19 protein-coding genes are annotated in these 21011 nt (G+C 69.1%); 10 read left to right on the top strand and 9 right to left on the bottom strand.

The annotated features are described in order from the left end of the window. Nucleotides 1-18 precede the first annotated feature (18 nt). From NA3_RS00710 to NA3_RS00690, 5 genes are read right to left on the bottom strand one after another with little or no spacing between them, the layout of a single operon-like run. A complete protein-coding gene (locus tag NA3_RS00710) occupies nt 19-1281 on the bottom strand; it encodes a SatS C-terminal domain-containing protein (protein ID WP_062961646.1) in 1263 nt (420 codons plus the stop codon). 33 nt (nt 1282-1314) lie between these two features. Beyond that, nucleotides 1315-1647 (bottom strand): YbaB/EbfC family nucleoid-associated protein, encoded by a 333-nt coding sequence (locus NA3_RS00705; RefSeq protein WP_030513580.1) that lies wholly within the window; start codon nt 1645-1647, stop codon nt 1315-1317. Between the two features lie 16 nt (nt 1648-1663). Next, the gene (locus NA3_RS00700) at nt 1664-2014 is read right to left on the bottom strand and encodes a hypothetical protein (RefSeq protein ID WP_030513581.1); all 351 of its coding nucleotides are present in this window, start codon (nt 2012-2014) and stop codon (nt 1664-1666) included. Next, nucleotides 2011-3153 (bottom strand): C40 family peptidase, encoded by a 1143-nt coding sequence (locus NA3_RS00695; RefSeq protein ID WP_062961645.1) that lies wholly within the window; start codon nt 3151-3153, stop codon nt 2011-2013. The genes NA3_RS00700 and NA3_RS00695 overlap by 4 nt, the downstream gene beginning before the upstream one ends. Further along, nucleotides 3150-3476 carry a type VII secretion target gene (locus NA3_RS00690; protein WP_439956156.1) on the bottom strand — a complete coding sequence of 109 codons (327 nt, stop codon included), beginning with the start codon at nt 3474-3476 and terminating at the stop codon, nt 3150-3152. Before NA3_RS00690 ends, NA3_RS00695 begins: the two co-directional genes overlap by 4 nt. A gap of 140 nt (nt 3477-3616) precedes the next feature. Between NA3_RS00690 and upp the strand changes: the two genes are divergently transcribed. Next, nucleotides 3617-4246: a uracil phosphoribosyltransferase gene (gene upp, locus NA3_RS00685; protein WP_062961644.1), complete on the top strand. Its 630-nt coding sequence runs from the start codon at nt 3617-3619 to the stop codon at nt 4244-4246. A 151-nt stretch (nt 4247-4397) separates the two neighbouring features. Here the strand turns inward: upp and NA3_RS00680 are convergent, their stop codons facing one another. Together NA3_RS00680 and NA3_RS00675 are read right to left on the bottom strand one after the other, a co-directional pair. Further along, nucleotides 4398-6026 (bottom strand): phospho-sugar mutase, encoded by a 1629-nt coding sequence (locus tag NA3_RS00680; protein ID WP_062961643.1) that lies wholly within the window; start codon nt 6024-6026, stop codon nt 4398-4400. Between the two features lie 8 nt (nt 6027-6034). After that, nucleotides 6035-6814, bottom strand: coding sequence for a purine-nucleoside phosphorylase (locus tag NA3_RS00675; protein ID WP_062961642.1), 780 nt, complete (start codon nt 6812-6814; stop codon nt 6035-6037). A 101-nt stretch (nt 6815-6915) separates the two neighbouring features. Between NA3_RS00675 and NA3_RS00670 the strand changes: the two genes are divergently transcribed. The 4 genes from NA3_RS00670 to NA3_RS00655 all read left to right on the top strand — a co-directional run bounded on the left by NA3_RS00670 (nt 6916) and on the right by NA3_RS00655 (nt 11428). Beyond that, a complete protein-coding gene (locus tag NA3_RS00670) occupies nt 6916-7824 on the top strand; it encodes a ribonuclease Z (RefSeq protein WP_062961641.1) in 909 nt (302 codons plus the stop codon). Nucleotides 7825-7937: 113 nt separating this feature from the next. After that, a complete protein-coding gene (locus tag NA3_RS00665; protein ID WP_062961640.1) occupies nt 7938-8639 on the top strand; it encodes an enoyl-CoA hydratase-related protein in 702 nt (233 codons plus the stop codon). A gap of 45 nt (nt 8640-8684) precedes the next feature. After that, nucleotides 8685-10043, top strand: coding sequence for a M20 family metallopeptidase (locus tag NA3_RS00660; RefSeq protein WP_227995371.1), 1359 nt, complete (start codon nt 8685-8687; stop codon nt 10041-10043). 221 nt (nt 10044-10264) lie between these two features. Further along, complete coding sequence (locus NA3_RS00655) at nt 10265-11428, top strand: M20 family metallopeptidase (RefSeq protein WP_062961789.1); 1164 nt, start codon at nt 10265-10267, stop codon at nt 11426-11428. A gap of 57 nt (nt 11429-11485) precedes the next feature. Here the strand turns inward: NA3_RS00655 and NA3_RS00650 are convergent, their stop codons facing one another. Beyond that, nucleotides 11486-11968, bottom strand: a complete 483-nt coding sequence (locus tag NA3_RS00650; protein ID WP_039776727.1) for a gamma-glutamylcyclotransferase family protein — start codon at nt 11966-11968, stop codon at nt 11486-11488. Nucleotides 11969-12169: 201 nt separating this feature from the next. Between NA3_RS00650 and NA3_RS00645 the strand changes: the two genes are divergently transcribed. From NA3_RS00645 to NA3_RS00630, 4 genes are all read left to right on the top strand, one after another. Beyond that, a complete protein-coding gene (locus NA3_RS00645; protein WP_227995492.1) occupies nt 12170-13588 on the top strand; it encodes an NAD(P)H-quinone dehydrogenase in 1419 nt (472 codons plus the stop codon). Nucleotides 13589-13947: 359 nt separating this feature from the next. After that, complete coding sequence (locus NA3_RS00640) at nt 13948-15087, top strand: hypothetical protein (protein WP_227995370.1); 1140 nt, start codon at nt 13948-13950, stop codon at nt 15085-15087. An 84-nt stretch (nt 15088-15171) separates the two neighbouring features. Further along, a complete protein-coding gene (locus NA3_RS00635) occupies nt 15172-16341 on the top strand; it encodes a DUF8176 domain-containing protein (RefSeq protein ID WP_062961638.1) in 1170 nt (389 codons plus the stop codon). 84 nt (nt 16342-16425) lie between these two features. Beyond that, on the top strand, nt 16426-17610 hold the full coding sequence (locus NA3_RS00630) for an aminotransferase-like domain-containing protein (RefSeq protein ID WP_062961637.1): 1185 nt from the start codon (nt 16426-16428) through the stop codon (nt 17608-17610). A 10-nt stretch (nt 17611-17620) separates the two neighbouring features. Here the strand turns inward: NA3_RS00630 and glpK are convergent, their stop codons facing one another. Continuing rightward, nucleotides 17621-19120, bottom strand: a complete 1500-nt coding sequence (gene glpK, locus NA3_RS00625) for a glycerol kinase GlpK (protein WP_062961636.1) — start codon at nt 19118-19120, stop codon at nt 17621-17623. Nucleotides 19121-19253: 133 nt separating this feature from the next. Between glpK and glpD the strand changes: the two genes are divergently transcribed. Beyond that, nucleotides 19254-21002 carry a glycerol-3-phosphate dehydrogenase gene (gene glpD / locus NA3_RS00620; RefSeq protein WP_062961635.1) on the top strand — a complete coding sequence of 583 codons (1749 nt, stop codon included), beginning with the start codon at nt 19254-19256 and terminating at the stop codon, nt 21000-21002. Nucleotides 21003-21011: the final 9 nt, after the last annotated feature.

The following is a 21011-nucleotide window of genomic DNA, read 5'->3' as shown; positions in this document are numbered from 1 at the left end:
CTGCGCCTCGGGAACCGGCTAGGCCTTCTCCAGCCGGTTCTCGAAGGCCTGCTCCAGGGCTCGCCAGCTCTCGGCCTCGGCGGTGAACGGCGGGCTCGGCGCCAGCCGGGTCGGGTCCGGCTCCAGCAGATAGGAGACGTACCAGCCCAGCGGCGTCGACTTCGCCAGCGCCTGCTCGACCGAGTCGTCACCGGCGTAATCGGCTGCGTCGGTGAACAATTCGACCGCCAGATCCAGTTGGTCGATGTCCACCGCCTTGGGGCCCTGCCCCAGATCGTCGGCCAGGCCCGGGAGCACGTAGATGTTCTCCTCGGTGACCTCGACCTCGAGCGAACCGTCGGTCGCCGCTGTGCGGACCTCACCGTAGGTGCTGACCCGTGCCAGGTCGTGGTCGTGATCGTCGGCCAGGTAGCGGGCCAGTGCGCGCTCGGAGGGGAAAACGGTGATGGTGCCGTTGCGGCCGAGGAACACCGGCTCGTCGTCCAGATAGCAACGCAGGGTGAAGAATTCGCCCTCGGAGGTGACGATCTTGACCGGGTCGATGCCGACCTCGTGCCAGAAGGTCTCCTCTTCGTCCTCGTCGTCTTCCTCGTCGGTGTCCTCGTCCTCGTCGAGGTCGACCGGCTCGATATCGTCGTCGTCGGTGTCGGCGACGTCCTCGGCGTCGACGACGTTCTCCTCGGCGGCCAGCAGTTCCGCCTCGGCCACGGCCAGCGCTTCGGCGTCGACCTCCGGCGAGGCCACCACCGAATCGATGGCGTCGACGACCTGGTCCCAGTCCTTGGCGATCGCGTTGCCGACCTGGTCCCACAGCTGTTCGCCGTCGCGGCCGACGAACGCGGTCACACCCGCCGGCAGTGCGCCGAGGACGGGATGTGAGCCGAAGAACTTGGTGACCACCTCGAGTTCGCACACCTCGCCGATGGTGCGGACCATCTCGAGGGTCTCTTCCAGTTCCGCGATGGTCTCCGGGTCGGGTTCACCGGCCGCCAGTTCGGGCACGCCGACCAGATCGAAGACGTGCTCCTCCTGGGGTTCCAGCTCGGCGGCGGACAACCCGACGACGACCTTCCAGGACGGATGGTCCACCAGATCGTTGTCGTCGTTGGTACGGATGAACGCGGCGAGCTCCGCGGGGGAGTCGAATCCGTAGAGCTTGTCCTCGTGACCGAGGAATGCCTCCCACTCGTCGTCACCGTCTCGCCAGCGCGGTGCCCACAGGGTGACCAGATCGCCGTCGGTGAGACCGAGCTCGATCGGGACGATGTCTCCAGAAGCCATGAACGGAAGCCTATCGAGCCGTTGCCTTCGGCACTATTCGGCCCGCCCCCCAACGTTTCCCGATTCGGGTGCGGTGAAGGCGGAATTCAGGGTGGCGACCACCTCCGAGCGCTGCTCTCCCGCATTCTGCGCAGCTTGCTGGCACGCCCAGATGATCAACTGGCCCACCTCGGCCGGTGAATGGGAGGTGACGGCCTCGGACAGGTCCAAGCCCACGAGGGCGCCGTCGCTGTCGACCTCGACGCTCACCGAACCGTCCTCGGCGGTGAAGCGGCCGCGCACGTTCTTCAGGTTGTAGAGCGCGGCCTCGAGGGCCTCGAGTTTGTTCGTCGCCGCGGCGACGAGGGCATCCATTTCCGCGCTCACAGTGCGTCCTTTCCGGTCATACGGGCCTCATCCAGCTGGTGGGTCCGGTGTCCTCGTCGTCCATGCGGTCGAGTTCGTCGACGGCTTCCTGACGGGTGGGCAGGCCCAGCTTGTCCAGGATCTCGGTGGGCATGCCGGATTCGGCGAGCAGTTCACGCCGGCGGGCCTTGGCGACGATCGCCGACCGCTTGGTCAGCCGCAGGATCTCCGCCGCCAAAGCCTGTGCGCCGTACCGGTATTCGCTGCGCTCGAATTTGATCTCGACCGGAATGCCCTGATCGGTGGCCCGCACACTGATGGTGCCGGCGCGATTGGTGCTGGCGGCGACCGTGACGCTCGGGATCTGCTGGTGCTGCGGCTGGCTCATGACGTCGGCCTGTAGAACCCGTGGAACGCCATTCCCATGTTCTCCGTTCGAATCGGGTCGATCTGCACCGGATCACCGGCCTCGACCATCTGTCCGTTACCGACGACCATCGCGACGTGCCCGTCCCAGATGGCCAGATCGCCCGGCATGACCTCGCCCGGACTCACCGGTGTGGCGCCGGCACTCTGATCGCAGGCGAGCCGGGGCAGATCGACGCCGGCCTCGCCGTAGGCCCACTTGGTCAGGCCGCTGCAGTCCAGGCCGGCCCCGGGGGTGTTGCCGCCCCAGACGTACGGCGTGCCGCAGGCGCTGATCGCCGCCTTGACCGCGGTGGCGGCCTTCTGATTGGGCGCCTCGACCTGACTGCCGTCGGGCAGGGTGATCATGACGCCGCCGTGGCGGCCCGGCTTGTCGGCGCCGGACTGCTGCGCTCCGGGGGTTTTCGTGGCGCCCGAACTCGACCGCGACCGCGTCGCCGCGGAGGCCGGGGTGGTCATACTGCTCATCATCGAACCGCCGCTCGACACCAGCCCGCCGAGCAGTGAACCGGCCGTCTGCGCGCCGGTGCTCAGCGCGGGCGCGGCGACCGAGGCCGCGGCCACCGGGGTACCCGACATGGACGGCGTCGGCGGGGGCGGGGTCAGTTCGGTCATCGAGGCGGTGTGCGTGTCGAGTTCCGACCGCACCCGGCCGACCACGCCCAGCGCTTGGCCGAAATGGTCGATCGCGGAGTTGACCACCGTGATCAGTCCCGGGGGAGTCGTCACCGCCGGCCCCAGCGCCGTGACCGACTGCACGAACGACTGGACGATTCCGTCGAGTTCCTTCTGGCCCGTCTGCACCGAAGCGGCGGCCTGACTGACCACATCGGCCATATCGTTGCCGCGATCCGACATCGCGGCCGCCGAGGTCTGCACCTTGAGCGCCTTGTCCATCGCCGCGTCGCCACCACCGCCGTTCCAGGCGTTGGTCATCTGATTGATGCTCGCGCTGCCGGCCTGGTGAATTCCGTCGAGGTGGATGGACACCTGGCGCAGCGCATCGGCCGGGCCGCCGGCGGGCAGCACACCGGAGCCGAAGCTGGTGAGCAGATCGATGAGTGGTTGGGCGAGTGCGTCGAGATCGATGACGCCCGTCATCCGATCGGCCCTTCCGCGGCGCGCAGTGCGGCGGCGTGGGCGGCGTCGGTTTCGGAGTAGGTGGCGGCGGCGCCCGTCGCGGCGGCCCCCACGCTGCCCATCACCGCGGACAGTTCGCCGATCCCCGCGACGTGCCCGGCGTGGGCCGCGGCATAGGCAGCGACGAAATCGCCCCCCACCAGTCCGAAGATCGGGCCGAGCAGGACCGGGTCGGCTCCGGCGGCGCCCGCCGCGGCCACACCCATTTCACCGGCCAGTCCCGCAGCTGTGGCACCGTAGGCGGCGACGCCCTCGGTGTCGACCGAGATCTTGTGCATCAACATCCCCCATCGTGCTGGTCTGGTGGCAGATTACGTCATCCGAGTAGTTCGACGCATGCCCCTGCGCAACGGTTCCCACTCCGGATGCGGAAATCCGCCCTCGGTTGAGGATTTCGAACCCCGACAGACCTTATCGTTCCCTCATGCGTACGCATATCGTGGAACACCCGCTGACGGCCACCCTCCTGACGGCCATGCGCGATGCCCGCACACCCAACGCGGGTTTCCGGGCGGCACTGGCGGATCTGACCGGATTCCTCGTCTACGAAGCGCTGCGGGAAGCCCCGACGCACAGCTTCGACATCGACACCCCGGTCGCGCCGACCCGGGGCACCCGGCTGGCGCAACCACCTCTGCTGGTGCCGGTGTTGCGTGCCGGCCTCGGCATGGTCGACGCCGCCAGCGCGCTGATTCCGGAATCCCGAGTGGGTTTCGTCGGCGTGGCGCGCGACGAGCAGACCCATCGTCCGGTGCCGTACATGGAATCGCTGCCCGCGGATCTGTCGGGCCTGCCGGTCTTCGTCCTCGATCCGATGCTGGCCACCGGCGGATCGATGCGCCACACCCTGGAACTGCTGTCCGCCCGCAACGCCACCGACATCACCGCCATCTGCGTCGTCGCCGCCCCGGAAGGCATTGCCGCACTGGAGAACTCGGGCCTGCCGGTGCGATTGGTGACCGCCGCGGTCGACTCCGGACTCAATGCCGACGCCTTCATCGTGCCCGGCCTCGGCGACGCCGGCGACCGCCAATTCGGTCCGCGCCACGACTGATGCCGCGCGGCGGTGGGCCGCGAAACGATGGTGCGTGCGCGGGTCGCCGATCCGGTGTGACAGCGCGACGCCCGGCCGAACTGCCGACGGTCGCGCGGCGGTCTGCGCCGAGGGGTCCCGGCGCGGAATCGGGCCGGGCGGCTCGGGCGGCTCACAAATTTTCGCAGAAGACCCGTAGCGCCGAGAGTCGATCTGCTGCGATCGCTTTCGATCGATCCAGTGCATCGCGGTCGGGAACCGGTTCGACTACTTCCAGATAGCACTTGAGCTTCGGCTCGGTACCCGAGGGACGGATGACGATGCGCTGCCCATCGCCCTCGAAGATCAAGGCGTCGGTTCGCATCCTGCCGCGCACCGTGGACAGGTCGGTGCAGGTGACCGGGACACCCGCGATGACGTCGGGCGGCGTATCGCGCAGGCGCGTGACGGCTTGCGCGGCGGCCGGCTGATCGGCCAGTCGCAGCGACACCTGGTCGCCGGCGTGCAGGCCGAACTCCACGGCGTAGTCGTCGAGGACGTCGAGCAGGGAACGTCCCTGCTCTCGCAGACGGGCGGTGAGGTCGGCGGCGGCGACGGCGGCGGTGATGCCGTCCTTGTCGCGCACGGCGGCCGGATCGACGCAGTGTCCGATGGCCTCCTCGTAGGCGTATACGAGGCCCGCTCCGGCGCGGGCCAGCCATTTGAATCCGGTGAGTGTTTCGGCGTAGCGGGCCCCGCGCGCGGGCGCGAGCTTCCCCAGCAGCCGCGACGACACGACGGTGGTCGCGACCAGCGCGTCCGGTGCGGCGTTGCGCAGGACGTAATCGGCCAGCAGCACACCGGTTTCGTCGCCGCGCAGCATGCGCCATCCGCGCGGGCCGGGGACCGCGAGCGCGCAGCGATCGGCATCGGGATCGAGTGCGACGGCGAGGTCGGCGTCGATCTTCTCCGCGAGCGCCAGCAGCAGATCCGCGGCGCCCGGCTCCTCCGGATTCGGAAAGGCCACCGTCGGGAAGTCCGGATCGGGCGCGAACTGTTCCTCGACCACGTGGACGTCGTGGAACCCGGCGGCGGCCAGCGCGGCCATCGCCGTCTCGCCGCCGACGCCGTGCATGGGAGTCAACGCGATCCGGATATCGGTGCGCTGCACCGTCATTCGGTCCCCGGCGGCCGGTTCGCCGTCCGGTGTCCCGCCCGCCGCGTGGTGGCCCGCATGGACCGGAATCGTTCGTGCGCCGCCGATCGTCTCGGGCACGGCGGCGGCTCGTGCCAGGTAGCGGCGAACGAGTTCCTCGCCGAGTTCGGCTCGGGCGGCGTCCGCGGGGAGCGACAGGATCGACGGCGACGGGGCGCCGGCGGCCGGATCGGTGCGCGCGATCGGTTCGGTGACCGCATCGATGCAGCGCTCGATCTCCGCGTCGGCGGGCGGGATCAGCTGCGAACCGCCGTCCAGATACAGCTTGTACCCGTTGTCGGTGGCGGGATTGTGGGACGCGGTGATCTGCACTCCGGCGACCGCACCCAGCTCCCGTACCGCGAACGCCACGATCGGCGTCGGCAGTGGACGCGGCAGCAGCAGAACGGAAAAGCCCGCTGCCGCAAACACTTCCGCGGTGACCGTGGCGAACTCCGCGGAGCCGTGCCGGGCATCGCGACCGACGATCACCAGGCCGCCGCCGAGGCAGCGGTCCCGGAGCCATGCGGCCACACCGGCGCTCGCGCGTGCCACGGTGCCGACGTTCATTCCGTCCGGCCCGTCCTGCAGAGGGCCGCGCAGACCGGCCGTTCCGAATCGCAACATGCGCCCGCCTACAGCCGTTCCAGCACACCGCGCAGCAGTTTGCCCAATCTCGGTGCGGCGGCCTGCCCTTCGGCGAGTACCTCCTGATGGGACAGGGGTGCGCCGGTCACGCCCGCGGCCAGATTGGTCACCAGCGATATGCCCAGCAGCCGCAGCCCCAGCGAGCGCGCCGCGATCGCCTCCAGCACGGTCGACATGCCGACCAGGTCGGCGCCCATACCGCCCAGCATGCGAATCTCGGCGGGCGTCTCGTACTGCGGCCCGTTCAGGCCCGCATAGACGCCCTCACCGAGCGAGGGATCGATTTCCCTTGCCAGCGTGCGCAATTCGGGATCCCAGGCGTCGACCATGTTCACGAACGCGGCCCCGGTGAGCGGGGTGCGCCCGGTGAGATTGAGGTGATCGCTGATCAGCACCGGCTCGCCGACGCGCAGGCCCGGGCGGATACCACCCGCGGCGTTGGTGAGGATCACCGTCTCGGCACCCGCCGCGGCCGCCGCGTGTACCGCGTGCACCACCCGATGCGGTTCGTAGCCTTCGTAGAGGTGCTGGCGGCCCATCAGCAACAGCACCGGCACCTCGCCGACCTGCACCGAATGGACGATGCCCTGATGTCCCTGGGCCGTCGGCGGTTCGAAGCCGGGCAGCTCGGTCATCGGAATCGACGCTCGCGGCGCTCCGATCTCGGTGGCGGCGGACTGCCAGCCGGATCCGAGTACCACCGCGACCCGATGACGCGTGACTCCCGTACGTGTGGCGATCGCCTCGGCGGCCTGTTCGGCAAGCATGGGCCCACGATAGTGCGCCGGCAGGCCGGTTGTGCGCGTCGCGGGCCGGACACGGGTGCCGCCGCCGGGCGCGGTCGCCGGGGCGAGGGCAGGATGGTGCCGTGCGTGAACTCGTGGTCCTCGGGACGGCCAGTCAGGTGCCGACCCGCCGACGCAATCACAACGGATATCTGTTGCGCTGGGACGGTGACGGCCTGCTCTTCGACCCCGGCGAGGGGACACAGCGGCAGATGCTGTTCGCGGGGGTTTCGGCGAGTGGCATCACCCGGATCGGCCTGACCCATTTCCACGGCGACCACTGCCTGGGCCTGCCCGGGGTGCTGGCGCGGCTCAATCTGGACCAGGTCACCCATCCGGTCGACATCTGCTTCCCGGGATCGGGCGCCGAGCTGCTCACCCATCTGCGCGGCGTGGTACCCGCGTTTCCCGGTCTGCGCGAACATCCGATCGACGCGGACGGTCCGGTGCCGCTGCCGGACGCCCCGTTCACCTTCGAGGCGGTGCGGCTGTCGCATCGCATCGACACCTTCGGCTATCGGCTCGTCGAACCCGACAGCTATCGGATCCTGCCGGAGCGGCTCGCCGAATTCGGCCTGGCGGGTCCGATGGTCGGGACCCTGCAGCGCGAGGGCGCGGTCCGGCTGCCCGACGGTCGCACGGTCACCGTCGACGAGGTCTCGGCCCCGCGGCCCGGCCAGCGCTTCGCCTTCGTGATGGACACTCGAATGTGTTCGGGGATAGCGGAATTGGCCGAAGGCGCCGATATGCTGGTCATCGAGTCCACCTTCCTGGAGGCCGAGGCGCAGCTGGCCGACGATTTCGGCCACCTCACCGCGGGGCAGGCGGCACGGGTGGCCGCGGAGGCGGGCGTGCGGACACTCGTCCTGACCCATTTCTCGCAGCGCTACGGCGATCTGGCCGGGCACCGGGCCGAGGCGGAGCGGTATTTCGACGGGGACCTGGTGATCGCCGAGGATCTGATGCGGGTGCCGATTCCGCCACGTCGCTGACCCGTACCCGGGCAGGGTCGCCGGCCCGTACCCGGGGCAGTGATGACAACTCGTCGGTAACTTGGCCGGGGGTGTGATGCGGGCGTTCATCCGGAGCTGCATATTCTCTGCCTATGCCGTACTTGGACCGTGACGGGGACGTATTCGTGCTCTACCTCGGCAACGAGGGTCAGACCGACAGCGAGAACCGCTTCCATCCCGACTGGATCGACGCCATCCACGCCAAACTGGACGAGGTCGAGGCCGCCGAGGGGCCGGCGGCGCTGGTCACGGTGGCCACCGGAAAGTTCTTCAGCAACGGCCTGGACACCGATTGGCTGTTCGGCAACATGGACAAGATGCACTGGTATCTCGACCGGGTGCACACCGTCTTCAGCCGGCTGCTGGCCTTCGGCATGCCGACCGTCGCCGCACTGAACGGCCACGCCTTCGGTGCGGGCGCCATGCTGGCCACTTCGCACGACTTCCGGGTGATGCGCTCGGATCGCGGGTACTGGTGCCTGCCCGAGGTTCACCTGGGGATGCCGTTCACGGTCGCGATGAACGCGCTCGTCACCGAACGGCTGGCCAATCAGGTCGCGCTCGAGGCGATGACCACCGGCCGCCGCTACGGTGCCGCCGACGCGATCGCCGCGGGCATCGTCGACGAGGCGGCCGAGGCGGACGGCGTCTTGGCCGCGGCCGTGGCGCGGGCCGCGGCACTGACCGGCAACCGCAAGCCGAATCTGCCGGTCATCAAGCGTGCGCTGCACGGACGGGCCCTCGCGGGCCTGAATACCCCCACCACACCGGAGAATCTCGCCTTCGGCTCCTGATAACCCGATGATCATCGCGTGGCGCACAGTGCGAGACTGTGTGCCATGCCACGCAGCGGGGACGAACGCAGCTGGAGTCGAACGGACCGGTCGGCGCACCGGGCCGCCGCACCCGGCTGCGCCCGCGCCGACGAACCTGGCGCCGATGACGCCGGCGACGGTAACCCCGGTACTCACGGCGTCCGCGCCGGCGATGCCGACGCGGCGGTGGCCCCGGCGGATCCGGACCTCCTCGCCGCCGCCGATGCCGCGGTCACGGCCGCCGCATCGGATCTGATCGCCCTCTCACATTCCATCCACGCCGAACCCGAGCTGGCGTTCGCCGAACACCGCAGTGTCGCCAAGACCCTGGCCCCGCTGCGTGAACGCGGTTTCGGTATCGAGACGCCGGTCGCGGACCTGGACACCGCCTTCGTGGCCACCTTCGGCAGCGGTGATCTGGTGGTCGGAATCTGCGCCGAATACGACGCGCTGCCCGAGATCGGTCACGCCTGCGGCCACAACATCATCGCCGCGGCCGCCGTCGGCGCGGGGCTGGCGCTGGCCGAGGTCGCCGATCGGTGCGGGCTCACCGTGAAGGTGTTCGGCACGCCGGCCGAGGAGAGCGGCGGCGGCAAGGTGCTGATGCTCGAGCGCGGCGTCTTCGACGGGGTCGCGATGGCCCTGATGGTGCATCCGGGTCCGCTGGACATCGTGGGTGCGCGGTCGCTGGCCCTGGCCGATCTGTCGATCACCTTCCACGGCCGCGAGGCACATGCCAGCGCCGCGCCGGAGTACGGCCGCAACGCCGGGGACGCCGCCACCGTCGCGCAGGTCGCACTGGGTCTGCTGCGTCAGCATCTGCGCCCCGGCCAGCAACTCCACGGTATAGTCGAGTCGGGCGGTGTTGCCCCGAATATCGTGCCCGGCCATGCGGAACTGTTGTACTACCTGCGGGCAGACGACTCCGCATCCCTCGACGATCTGCTGCAGCGCGCCTCGGCCTGCTTCGAGGCGGGAGCGCTGGCTACCGGATGCACCCATGAAATCCGGGCGCTGGCGCCCACATATACCGAGCTCACGCCGGATTCCGCACTACTGTGTGCCTACCGCGAGCAAATCCTCGGTATGGGTCGTATGCCGCTCGCGCCGGACCTCGAGGCAGCACGGCCGCTGGGCAGTACCGATATGGGCAATGTCACGAACGTCATTCCCGGCATCCACCCGGTTATCGGCATCGAGGCGAGCGGCGCGGTGACGCACCAGCGGGAGTTCGCCGCGGCCTGTGTGACGCCGTCGGCCGATCTCGCGGTGGCGGATGGGGCGCGCGCACTGGCCCGTACCGCAATCCAGGTTGCGGGCGATCAACTACACAGGGACAGGTTGTTGGAGCGCAGTATTCAGCGACAGGAGGAAATTCGGTGAGCACGATCGGCCGGTCATCACCGGCGGGCCGCGAAGGAGATGCCGCGGCGGGCCGCGGCGACGAGACCGCCACCGGTTCGGAGGACGACTCCGCGACCGGTTCGCGCCCTTCCGCGGCGGCGGGCCGCAAAGCAGCAGCCCCGGGCCTGCAGAGCAAGGCGGCGGGCCCGGAGGCCGGTACCTGTCGGCACACCGGGCTCGCGACCGGACGGCAGGCGGAGATCACGGCCGGACAGGCCGCGGTCGAGGCGTGGCTGCGCGACCACGGTGACGATCTGATCGGCTGGCGCCGCCACATCCACGCCAACCCGGAACTGTCCCGCGCCGAGCACCGCACCACCGAATTCGTCGAGTCCTGGCTGGTCAAGGCCGGTCTGGAACCGCGCAAACTGCCCACCGGCACCGGTTTGATCTGCGATATCGGCCCGGCCGGGCCGCGCCTGGCCCTGCGCGCCGATATGGATGCGCTGCCGCTGCAGGAGTACACCGGGCGGCCGTTCGCCTCGGCCGTCCCCGGCGTATCGCACGCCTGCGGTCACGATGCCCACACCTCGATCCTGCTCGGCACCGCCCTCGCCCTCGCCGAGCTGGACGAACTTCCGGTCGGCGTCCGGCTGGTCTTCCAGCACGCCGAGGAGGTCATGCCCGGCGGTGCCATCGATATGGTCGCCGCGGGTGCGATGGACGACGTCTCCCGCGTCTTCGCCCTGCACTGCGATCCCCGGCTCGAGGTCGGCCGGATCGGGGTGCGGGTCGGCGCCATCACCTCGGCTGCCGACACCGTGGAACTCGTGCTCGACTCGCCGGGCGGGCACACCTCCCGGCCGCATCTGACCAGCGATCTGGTCTACGCCATCGGCACCGTCATCACCGGCCTGCCGGGTCTGCTCAGCCGCCGCATCGATCCGCGAACCAGCACGGTGATGGTGTGGGGCGCGGTATCGGCGGGTAAGGCGCCCAATGCGATTCCGCAGACCGGCATGCTGACCGGGACCGTGCGCACCGGGGACCACACCACCTGGTCGCTGCTCGAGCCGATGGTCCGCGAGATCGTCGACGGGCTCCTCGCGCCGACCGGTGTGCGGTACCAGCTGAACTACAAGCGTGGCGTGCCGCCGGTGGTCAACGACGAATTCTCCACCCGGATGTTCGAGGACGCGATCCTCGGCCTGGGCCCGGACGCGCTCTCGGATACGCCGCAGTCGGGCGGTGGCGAGGACTTCTCCTGGTACCTCGAGGAGGTTCCGGGTGCCATGGCGCGGCTGGGCGTGTGGTCGGGCGAGGGCCCGCAATTGGACATCCACCAGCCGACCTTCGACATCGACGAGCGCGCGCTGGCGGCCGGCGTGCGCGTGATGACCAATCTGGTCCTGCAGGCACGCTGACCGGGCGGCCCGCCGGGTGCGAACTCGGCGGGCTACACCCAGGCGGGGCCGGGCCGGCTACATCGAGCCGAAGGTCCCCGGGCCCACGTTGCGGCTGTTGCGGGTGCGCAGCGCGTGGACGTAATCGGCCGGGGCTCCGGCCTTTTCGGCCGCGTCCGCGATCACTCCGATGTAGCGGGCCGAGGGCAGCCCGCCCTCGTAGGCGTCCAGGACGTACAACCACGCCAGGACCGGCTGTGTACCCGTGCCCGAATTGGGCGAGACCCGGAGCCGGATCTTCTTGTGGATACCGAAATCCGAACCCTCCCACCGGTCGAGGCTCTGCTCGTCCTCGGCGGAGACGTCGTACAGCACGACGAACACCCGGGAGCCCGGATCCTCGACCACCGTCGCGAGCGGCCCTTCCCAGCCGATGTCGTCGCCGGCGAAGGTCAGGCGCCACCCTTCCAGCCAGCCCGTTCCGTAGACGGGGGAGTGCGGACAGCGCTTGAGCATCTGCTCCGGGTCCATATTGGATCCGTAGGCGGCGTATATCGGCACCTGGCAAGAGTATCGAATGTAGGGACCGCTTGTTTCGATCCGGCCGGGTTCGGTCCCTGCCTGTCTTCGGCGAGGCGGGCGTATGTCCGGAGAATTGCCGGAAGGTGACACGCGCAACGTCACCCATGACGCGGTCAAAACGATGAGGAGCAGGACCGATAACGTTGACGGCAGTGCCGGAGATCCCGGCCGCACGGCTCGATAGCGGAGGTACACATGGCCCGCATTGCAATCATCGGGGGCGGCCCCGCCGGCTACGAGGCGGCGCTGGTGGCAGCTCAGCACGGAGCCACGGTCACCGTGATCGACTCCGACGGTATCGGTGGCGCATGCGTGCTGTGGGACTGCGTCCCGTCCAAGACCTTCATCGCTTCGACCGGGGTGCGCACCGATCTGCGGCGCGCGCGTGATCTGGGCATCACGCTGCACATGGCGCAGGCGCAGGTGCGGTTGTCGGAGGTGAACTCCCGGGTGAAGGCGCTGGCGCAGGCGCAGTCGTCCGATATCCGGTCCAAACTGCAGGCCGCCGGCGTCACCATCCTCAACGGCCGCGGTCAGCTGATCGACCAGATCGCCGGACTGGCCACGCATCTGGTGCGCGCGACGCTCGCCGACGGCACCGAGCGGGTGATGGAGGCCGAGATCGTCCTGATCGCCACCGGCGCCAGCCCGCGGGTGCTGCGCGGCGCCGAACCCGACGGTGAACGCATTCTCACCTGGCGTCAGCTCTACGACCTCAAGGAGCTGCCGGAAACGCTGGTCGTGGTCGGCTCGGGTGTCACCGGCGCCGAATTCGTCTCCGCGTACACCGAGATGGGCGTGAAGGTGAAGCTCGTCTCCAGCCGCGACCGGATGATGCCGGGCGAGGACGCCGACGCCGCCCTGGTCCTCGAGGACGCCCTGGCCGAACGCGGGGTGGAGCTGGTCAAGCAGGCCCGTGCCGACGCCGTCGAGCGGACCGCGGACGGGATCGTGGTGAAACTGTCCGACGGGCGCACGGTCACCGGCTCCCACGCGCTGATGACGGTCGGTTCCACGCCCAATACCCAGGACCTGGGCCTCGAGCGCATCGGTATCGAACTCGATCGGGGCGGTTATCTGCGTGTCGACCGCGTGTCGCGGACCTCGGTGCCCGGTATCTACGCCGCCGGTGACTGCACCGGCCTGCTGCCGCTGGCCTCGGTCGCGGCGATGCAGGGCCGGATCGCGATGTATCACGCGCTCGGCGAGGGTGTGCAGCCGATCCGGTTGAAGACGGTCGCCTCCGCGGTGTTCACCCGGCCCGAGATCGCCACCGTCGGTGTCAGCCAGACCGCGATCGACAACGGTGAGGTGCCCGCGCGCACGGTGATGCTGCCGCTCAACACCAATCCCCGAGCCAAGATGTCGGGCCTGCGCCGCGGCTTCGTGAAGATCTTCTGCCGGCCCGCCACCGGTGTGGTGATCGGCGGCGTGGTGGTCGCACCCATCGCCTCCGAACTGATCCTGCCGATCGCGATCGCGGTCCAGAACAACCTGACGGTGAACGACCTGGCGCAGACGTTCTCGGTATATCCGTCGCTGTCCGGATCGGTCACCGAGGCGGCGCGGCAGCTGATGCGTCACGACGACCTCGATTAGTGGGCAGCGGCTGTTTCAAATGCACTGCCCCGCTTGACGTTTTGCCGGACGGAGTGCGGCTTCCCACAGTCGGGTAGCACCGGTTGCCTGAAACTTGTTCGTATGGTTCACTTCCGGCAGAGATGTCACTGGTGGGCGGTTGGCAGGTTCACGTGCGGGGGGAATGAATGCAAATCTTTCCCGGGCCGGGAATCCGCGAGCGGCTCGCGGACCGCAGCAGGGTGCGGACCGGACATCGATGAGGGACCAATGGAGACGGCCCCATCGGACGGCGTTCGTCGGTCGGTGGCAGTGGCCGAGCTCGGGAAAGGGATTGCGAGACAGTGAAACATCGTAAGCCGAGTCGGGCGCAGCGAGCGATGGCCACGACGTCGTTGCCACTGGCCACGGCGGCCGCCGTGGCAACCATCCTCGCGTCGGGTACGGCGAGCGCCGCGCCGGCCGATCAGCCGAGCGTGCCGACCACTCCGGCGCAGCCGGGCGCCACCAACGAGGCACCCGCGCAGGACAACAACAACGGCCAGAGCCAGGACGCGCCGGGCACGCAGCAGAATGCCCCGCAGCAGAACGGCACTCAGCAGAACGGGCCGCAGAACAACAACCAGCAGAACGGCCCCCAGCAGAACGGCCCGCAGCGCAACGGAACTCCGCAGCCGGGCGTCACCACCCCCAATCAGCCGGGTGTCACCACGCCGAACCAGCCGGGCGTCACCACCCCGCAGCCGGGCGTCACGACCCCGAACCAGAACACCCCGAAGCCGGACCAGAACCTGGCCTCGCCGACGCAGCCGGGTGTGACCACTCCGCGTGTCGCGCCGCTGCCGGTGCCCGGCCAGGGCAGCCAGGTGCAGCCGGCCGTCGTTCCGGACCAGCCTGCGCCGAACGGTCAGGCCGACCAGCTGAAGCCGGGACAGCAGGCGCCGGACCAGACCGTGGGCACCCCGAACAAGCCGCAGTCCCACGACGGCAGCATGGACACACTGCGTAGCCAGCAGGGCAACTCGTCGCCCTCGCAGCAGGCGCAGTGGACCTCCCCGAGCCTGCAGTCCGCACCGGCCGCACCGGTCGTGCAGATGAACGGCCCGCACACCGAGGTCGGCGCCAACGTCGACGGCGGCGGTCTGCTGCCGGGCTATGTGGCCAACACCCACCACTTCAGCAACCTCGACGGCTATGTCGGCACCGTCGGCTACAGCACTCCCAACGGGGTGGGCGACGCGGGTGTGTCGGTGGAGTTCGTCGAGGCGAACAAGGTCAAGATCACCTCGTACACCCACGCCACCGGCTTCGACGATCTGAAGTCCGAGAACTACGTCGACACCACCGAGGCCAATGCGGCCAAGGCGGCCGTCGAGGGCTGGATCAAGCAGCAGCCGGGTGGCGCCGCGGCACTGGATGCGGCCGCTCAGATTGGTAGACTCCCGCAGGGTGATATCGCTCCGCAAACGGTGAATGTCGCTGGTGCGACCACACAGTGGGGTGGCACGGTCCAGTACTGATCGGGTACTGATACAGACTGAATCGACGCGTGGGGCGGTCGTTCGCGACCGCCCCACGCGTGTGTCTCGGGGAAGGAACGGGTGATGGCCTCCGGCGACGATCAGGGCCGGGACGAAGGCGAGTCGGAATTCGGCCCGCCGGTTTCCGGATTCGGACCACCGCTGAACGATTTCGGGCCGCCGACGGGTGAAACGGGTGCGATCGGCTGGGCGCCGGTCGGGGAACCGGAACGTCCCACCTTGGGCTGGCAGCCCGCCGACGCTCCCGCCACGCCGTCCGTCCCGCCGCCGCCCGCGCAATATCGTGCGCCGGATTCGACCGCTGCGCCGGAGACCGTTCGCCACCCGGCACCGGAGGCGCCGCGCGCGCCCGAAACCGTGCGCGCGCCCGCGCCGGAAACCATGCGGACGCCCGTGCCGGAAACACGCCGCATCCCCGAGCCCCCGCGCCCGGATGCGCCGCGCTCCCCGGAGACGGTGCGATACCCGGAGGCCGGCGGTACCGAGGCGGACCGTGGAACCTGGTGGCGCGCAGACGATTCCGGCTTCCCGCCCACTCCGCCGCGGGAAACCACGGGATCGCTGTGGGACGACGACGAGCTGGCGAAGAAGCTCACGGTCCCGCGTGGTGGTGCCGAGCAGAAATCGGGTTCCGGTTCGCTGTGGGACGACGATGACCTGGCCAAGAAGCTCGTGCCCACGCGGCCGGTCGCCGGGCCGGAACCTGTCGAGGTCGGCCGCAACAAGACGGTGTTGATCGGTGGCATCGGCGCGGCCGTCGTGTTGATCGTGGCACTGATCGTGGTCGTCGTCTTCGCCACGGGTGGTGGTGACGACAAGTCCGACAACGCGCAGGCCGGTGGGGCGGCCACTGCGGGCGGCGGGGCCGACTGCCGGGCCCGCACCGAGGGCAATCTGATCTACGGCAACGGGCCGGGTGACACGTCGAGCGGTGCGAACGCCATCTTCGGTTATCAGCACGCGTACTACACGGATCGCGATGCCGAGAAGGCGCACACCTTCATCGCCCCAGGAGCCAATGTGCAGGCTCCGCCGGATTTGCAGAAGACCATCGACGAGCACATTCCCAAAGGCACGACGTACTGCCTGCGCATCGCGACGACCACGCCGAACCAGTTCAACGTCGAAGTCTCGGAGTTTCACCCCGACGGTACGAAGTCGCTGTATCTGGAGGTCATCACCACCGTGAATCAGGGAGGCCGGAATCTCATCCAGCTGATCCAGTCGTTCTAAATCTCACAGTATGAGAATCTGAGTTCATATTGTGGATGGCGCTGTGCGAAAGTGGAGGTACATCCTTTTCGTTCGGAGGTTTCCATGTCGCCGCATACTCCACCCCTGTCCCGCCGGCTGGACGGTCTGCAGAGTTCGGCGATCCGGGATCTGCTCAAGCTGACCTCCCGGCCGGACATCGTCAGCCTGGCCGGTGGCCTGCCCGACGAACAGCTGATGCCGCGCGATGCCATCGCCCGCGCCGCCGAGTCGGCGCTGGCCGACCCGTCCCGGCTGCAGTACACCGAGTCCGCGGGGTGGGGGCCGCTGCGCGAGGTGCTCGCCTCCCGGGAGTCGGTGCGGCTCGGACGGCCGGTGCCGCTGGAGGAGATCTTCGTCACGCACGGCTCGCAGCAGGCGTTGTCGCTCCTGGGGGAGGTGCTGCTGGATCCGGGCGCGCTCGTGGTGGTCGAGGATCCGGCCTACGTGGGAGCGTTGCAGGTGTTCCGCGCGGCCGGGGCGCGGATCGTGGCGATTCCGCTGGATTCCGAGGGTATGCGCGTGGACGCGCTGGCCGAGCTGCTCGAAAGCGGTGAGCGCCCGGCGCTGGTGCATACGGTGAGCAATTTCCACAATCCGCGTGGTGTGACGCTGAGCCCGCAGCGGCGGCGCGAACTGGCGGCGCTGGCCGAACGGTACGGCTTCTGGGTGGTCGAGGACGATCCGTACGGTGAGTTGTGGTTCGACCGGCCCGCGCCGCAGGCCGTTGCCTCCTACTCGCCCAACGTGATCCGGCTGTCGAGCGCCTCGAAGATTCTGGCGCCGACGCTGCGGGTGGGCTGGATGATCGCCCCGAATGCGGTGTGCCGCGGCGTGGAACTGCTGAAGCAGGGCGCCGATCTCTGCGGTTCGGCGCTCACTCAGCAGATCGCCGCGGACCTGCTGGCCGACGAGCCGTGGCTGGGCGCCCACCTGGACAAGGTGCGCGGCATCTACGGCGAGCGCGCCACCGCCCTGGTGAACGCGGTTCGCACCCGATTCGGCGACCGGGTGGTGAGCACCGACGCCGCCGGTGGCATGTTCGTGTGGCTCGACTTCACCGACGGCACCGACACCGTCGAACTGCTGCCGCGCGCGATCGACCACGGCGTGGCCTACGTCCCCGGTTCCGCCTTCGCGGTCTCGCAGCCCTACCGCGGCTCGATGCGCCTGTGCTTCACCACGTCGGATGCGGCCGTGCTCACCGATGCGGTCGACCGGCTGGGCCGCGCGGTCGACGCGGCGGTGTAGCGCGGCAAATCTACTGCGCCCACCCGTAGGTGCGTTCGACAGCCTTGTTCCACTCGCCGTAGAGGCGATCGCGGTCGGCGTCGGACATGGTCGGCTGCCACACCTTGTCCTCGGACCAGTTGGCGCGGATGTCGTCGGTGCCGGACCAGTAACCGACGGCCAGACCGGCCGCGTAGGCGGCGCCGAGTGCGGTCGTCTCGGTGATCACCGGCCGCACCACCGGCACATCCAGGATGTCGGCCTGGAATTGCATGAGCAGTTCGTTGGCCACCATGCCGCCGTCGACCTTGAGGGTGGTCAATTCGAGGCCGAGATTCTCCGCCTCGGCATCGGCGCGCATCGCGTCGATCACCTCGCGAGTCTGAAATGCGGTGGCCTCCAACACCGCCCGGGCCAGATGCGCCTTCGTGACGAAGCGGGTGAGTCCGGTGATCACGCCGCGCGCGTCCGGCCGCCACCGCGGTGCGAACAGCCCGGAGAAGGCGGGGACGATATAGGTGCCACCGTTGTCGTCGACGCTGCGGGCCAGCGGTTCGATCTCGGCCGCCGATTCGACGATGCCGAGGTTGTCGCGCAACCACTGCACCAGTGAGCCGGTCACCGCGATGGACCCCTCCAGCGCGTACACCGCGGGCTGGTCGCCGAGCCGGTAACACACCGTGGTCAGCAGGCCGTGTTTGCTGAACACCGGCGTGGTGCCGGTGTTGAGCAGCATGAAGTTGCCGGTTCCGTAGGTGTTCTTCGCCTCGCCCGGTGACAGGCAGGCCTGCCCGAAGGTCGCGGCCTGCTGATCGCCCAGGATGCCGGCCACCGGAACCCCCGCGAGCGGGCCGGCGGAGATCTCGGCGTACACCTCCGAGGAGCTGCGGATCTGCGGCAGCATCGAGACGGGAACGCCGAATTCGGCGCAGATCTGCGAATCCCATTGCAACGTCTCGAGATTCATCAGCATCGTGCGGGAGGCGTTGGTGACGTCGGTGAGGTGGCGGCCGGTCAGCTTCCACAAAATCCAGCTGTCCATGGTGCCGAAGCACAAATCCCCGGCCTCGGCTCGCGCGCGCACCCCCTCGACGTTGTCGAGAATCCAGCGTAGCTTGGGCCCGGCGAAATACGTGCTCAGCGGCAGTCCGGTCCGGTCGGCGTAGCGGGCGGGGCCGATGTCGCCGGCCAGCTCGTCGCACAGCGCCGCGGTGCGGGTGTCCTGCCAGACGATGGCGTTGGCCACCGGCTTCCCGGTGGCACGGTCCCAGACCACGGTGGTTTCGCGCTGGTTGGTGACGCCGACCGCGGCGATGTCCCCGGCGTCGATCCCGGCGTCATCCAGGGCGGCGCCGATCACGAATTCGGTATTGCGCCAGATGATTTCGGCGTCGTGTTCGACCCATCCCGGCCGCGGGAACAACTGCTCGTGCTCACGCTGCCCGAGGCCGGCGATGCGGCCGGAGCGGTCGAACACGATGCATCGGCTCGAGGTTGTCCCCTGATCGATGGCGGCCACGAAGCGTCGCATCCGTGCAGGCTACTAAACCTGGCACGCGCCGCGCATCACATCGCCGCGGGGCCCGGCGGTGGACTAGGGTAGTAGCGATTACCGACGGGTAACGCAGGACGATCCCACCGAACAGTGCGGAGGAAGTCGAGCGATGAACGAGAAATCACACGGTCAGCACACCGGCGAACTGGGGCCCGAGCAGCGGGAGGCCAGCTGGGAAAGCTTGGGCGCCAAGCATTTCGACGTCATCGTGGTCGGTGGCGGGGTCGTCGGCGCGGGCATCGCCCTCGATGCCGCGACCCGGGGCCTGGAGGTGGCCCTGGTGGAGGCGCGCGATCTGGCCTCGGGCACGTCGAGCCGTTCGTCGAAGATGTTCCACGGCGGCCTGCGCTACCTCGAGCAGCTGGAATTCGGGCTGGTCCGCGAGGCGCTGCGGGAACGTGAGCTCAGCCTGAAGACACTGGCCCCGCATCTGGTGAAACCGCTGCGGTTCCTCTATCCGCTGACCCATCGCGGCTGGGAGCGGCCCTACGTCGCCTCGGGCCTGGTGCTCTACGACACCATGGGCGGGGCGAAATCCGTTCCGGGACAACATCATGTGACCCGGTCGGGTGCGCTGCGCCTGGCGCCGGGGGTGCGCCGGGACGCGCTCATCGGCGGGGTCACTTACTACGACACCGTGGTCGACGACGCCCGCCACACCATGACGGTGGCCCGCACCGCCGCGCACTACGGTGCGGTGATCCGCACGTCGACCCAGGTCGTGGACTTCCTGCGGGAGGCCGACCGGGTGGTCGGAGTGAAGGTGCGTGACAGCGAGGACGGGCGCACCACCGAGGTCCGCGGGCATGTCGTGATCAACGCGACGGGCGTGTGGACCGACGAGTTGCAGGCGCTGTCGCATGTCCGCGGCCGATTCCATGTGCGCGCGTCCAAAGGCGTGCACATCGTGGTGCCGCGTGATCGGATCGCCAGCGACGCCGCGCTGATTCTGCGCACCCAGACCTCGGTACTGTTCGTGATTCCGTGGGGCAGCAACCACTGGATCATCGGCACGACCGACACCGACTGGAATCTGGATCTGGCCCATCCGGCGGCCACCAAGGCCGATATCGACTATCTGCTCGAACGGATCAACGAGGTCCTGGTCACCCCCCTCACCCACGACGACATCCAGGGTGTGTACGCCGGGCTGCGGCCGCTGCTGGCCGGGGAGAGCGACGAGACCTCCAAGCTGTCCCGCGAGCACGCGGTGGCGCAGATCGCCCCCGGCCTGGTCGCCATCGCGGGCGGGAAGTACACCACCTATCGCGTGATGGCCTACGACGCGGTGGATCTGGCCGCCCGCGACATTCCGCAGCGGGTGTCGTCCTCGATCACCGACAAGGTGCCGCTGCTCGGCGCGGACGGCTACTTCGCGCTGCTCAACCAGACACCGCAGCTGGCGCAGACCTACGGTGTGCACCCCTACCGGATCGAACATCTGCTCAACCGCTACGGCGCCCTGATCACCGATGTGCTCGATCTGGCCGAGGGCAAACCCGAACTGCTGCAGCCGATTACCGACGCGCCCAGCTACCTGCGGGTGGAGGCGGTCTACGCGGCGGCCGCCGAGGGGGCACTGCATCTGGACGACATCCTGGCCCGGCGCACCCGGATCTCCATCGAGTTCTCCCACCGCGGCACCGAATGCGCCGAGGAGGTGGCGCGGCTGGTGGCGCCGGTGCTGGGCTGGGACGAGGAGCAGATCCGGCGCGAGGTCGGTACGTACAACGCCCGGGTCGATGCCGAGGTCCGGTCGCAGACCCAGCCCGACGACGTCTCGGCCGATGCCCTGCGCGCGGCCGCGCCGGAACCTCGTCCGGAGATTCTCGAGCCGGTGCCGCTTCCGCAGGGATAGGCGTTCCGG

Source organism: Nocardia africana NBRC 100379, from assembly GCF_001612635.1.
In the GTDB taxonomy this organism is placed as follows: domain Bacteria; phylum Actinomycetota; class Actinomycetes; order Mycobacteriales; family Mycobacteriaceae; genus Nocardia; species Nocardia africana.
This window is presented reverse-complemented; position numbering and strand designations above follow the sequence as displayed.

Excerpts from the sequence above, each read along its gene's own strand:
- NA3_RS00710 (WP_062961646.1), bottom strand. The coding sequence starts at position 1,281 with ATGGCTTCTGGAGACATCGTCCCGATCGAGCTCGGTCTCACCGACGGC.
- NA3_RS00700 (WP_030513581.1), bottom strand. The coding sequence starts at position 2,014 with ATGAGCCAGCCGCAGCACCAGCAGATCCCGAGCGTCACGGTCGCCGCC.
- NA3_RS00695 (WP_062961645.1), bottom strand. The coding sequence starts at position 3,153 with ATGACGGGCGTCATCGATCTCGACGCACTCGCCCAACCACTCATCGAT.
- NA3_RS00690 (WP_439956156.1), bottom strand. The coding sequence starts at position 3,476 with ATGTTGATGCACAAGATCTCGGTCGACACCGAGGGCGTCGCCGCCTAC.
- upp (WP_062961644.1), top strand. The coding sequence starts at position 3,617 with ATGCGTACGCATATCGTGGAACACCCGCTGACGGCCACCCTCCTGACG.
- NA3_RS00680 (WP_062961643.1), bottom strand. The coding sequence starts at position 6,026 with ATGTTGCGATTCGGAACGGCCGGTCTGCGCGGCCCTCTGCAGGACGGG.
- NA3_RS00675 (WP_062961642.1), bottom strand. The coding sequence starts at position 6,814 with ATGCTTGCCGAACAGGCCGCCGAGGCGATCGCCACACGTACGGGAGTC.
- NA3_RS00665 (WP_062961640.1), top strand. The coding sequence starts at position 7,938 with ATGCCGTACTTGGACCGTGACGGGGACGTATTCGTGCTCTACCTCGGC.
- NA3_RS00660 (WP_227995371.1), top strand. The coding sequence starts at position 8,685 with ATGCCACGCAGCGGGGACGAACGCAGCTGGAGTCGAACGGACCGGTCG.
- NA3_RS00640 (WP_227995370.1), top strand. The coding sequence starts at position 13,948 with ATGGCCACGACGTCGTTGCCACTGGCCACGGCGGCCGCCGTGGCAACC.
- NA3_RS00635 (WP_062961638.1), top strand. The coding sequence starts at position 15,172 with ATGGCCTCCGGCGACGATCAGGGCCGGGACGAAGGCGAGTCGGAATTC.
- NA3_RS00630 (WP_062961637.1), top strand. The coding sequence starts at position 16,426 with ATGTCGCCGCATACTCCACCCCTGTCCCGCCGGCTGGACGGTCTGCAG.
- glpK (WP_062961636.1), bottom strand. The coding sequence starts at position 19,120 with ATGCGACGCTTCGTGGCCGCCATCGATCAGGGGACAACCTCGAGCCGA.
- glpD (WP_062961635.1), top strand. The coding sequence starts at position 19,254 with ATGAACGAGAAATCACACGGTCAGCACACCGGCGAACTGGGGCCCGAG.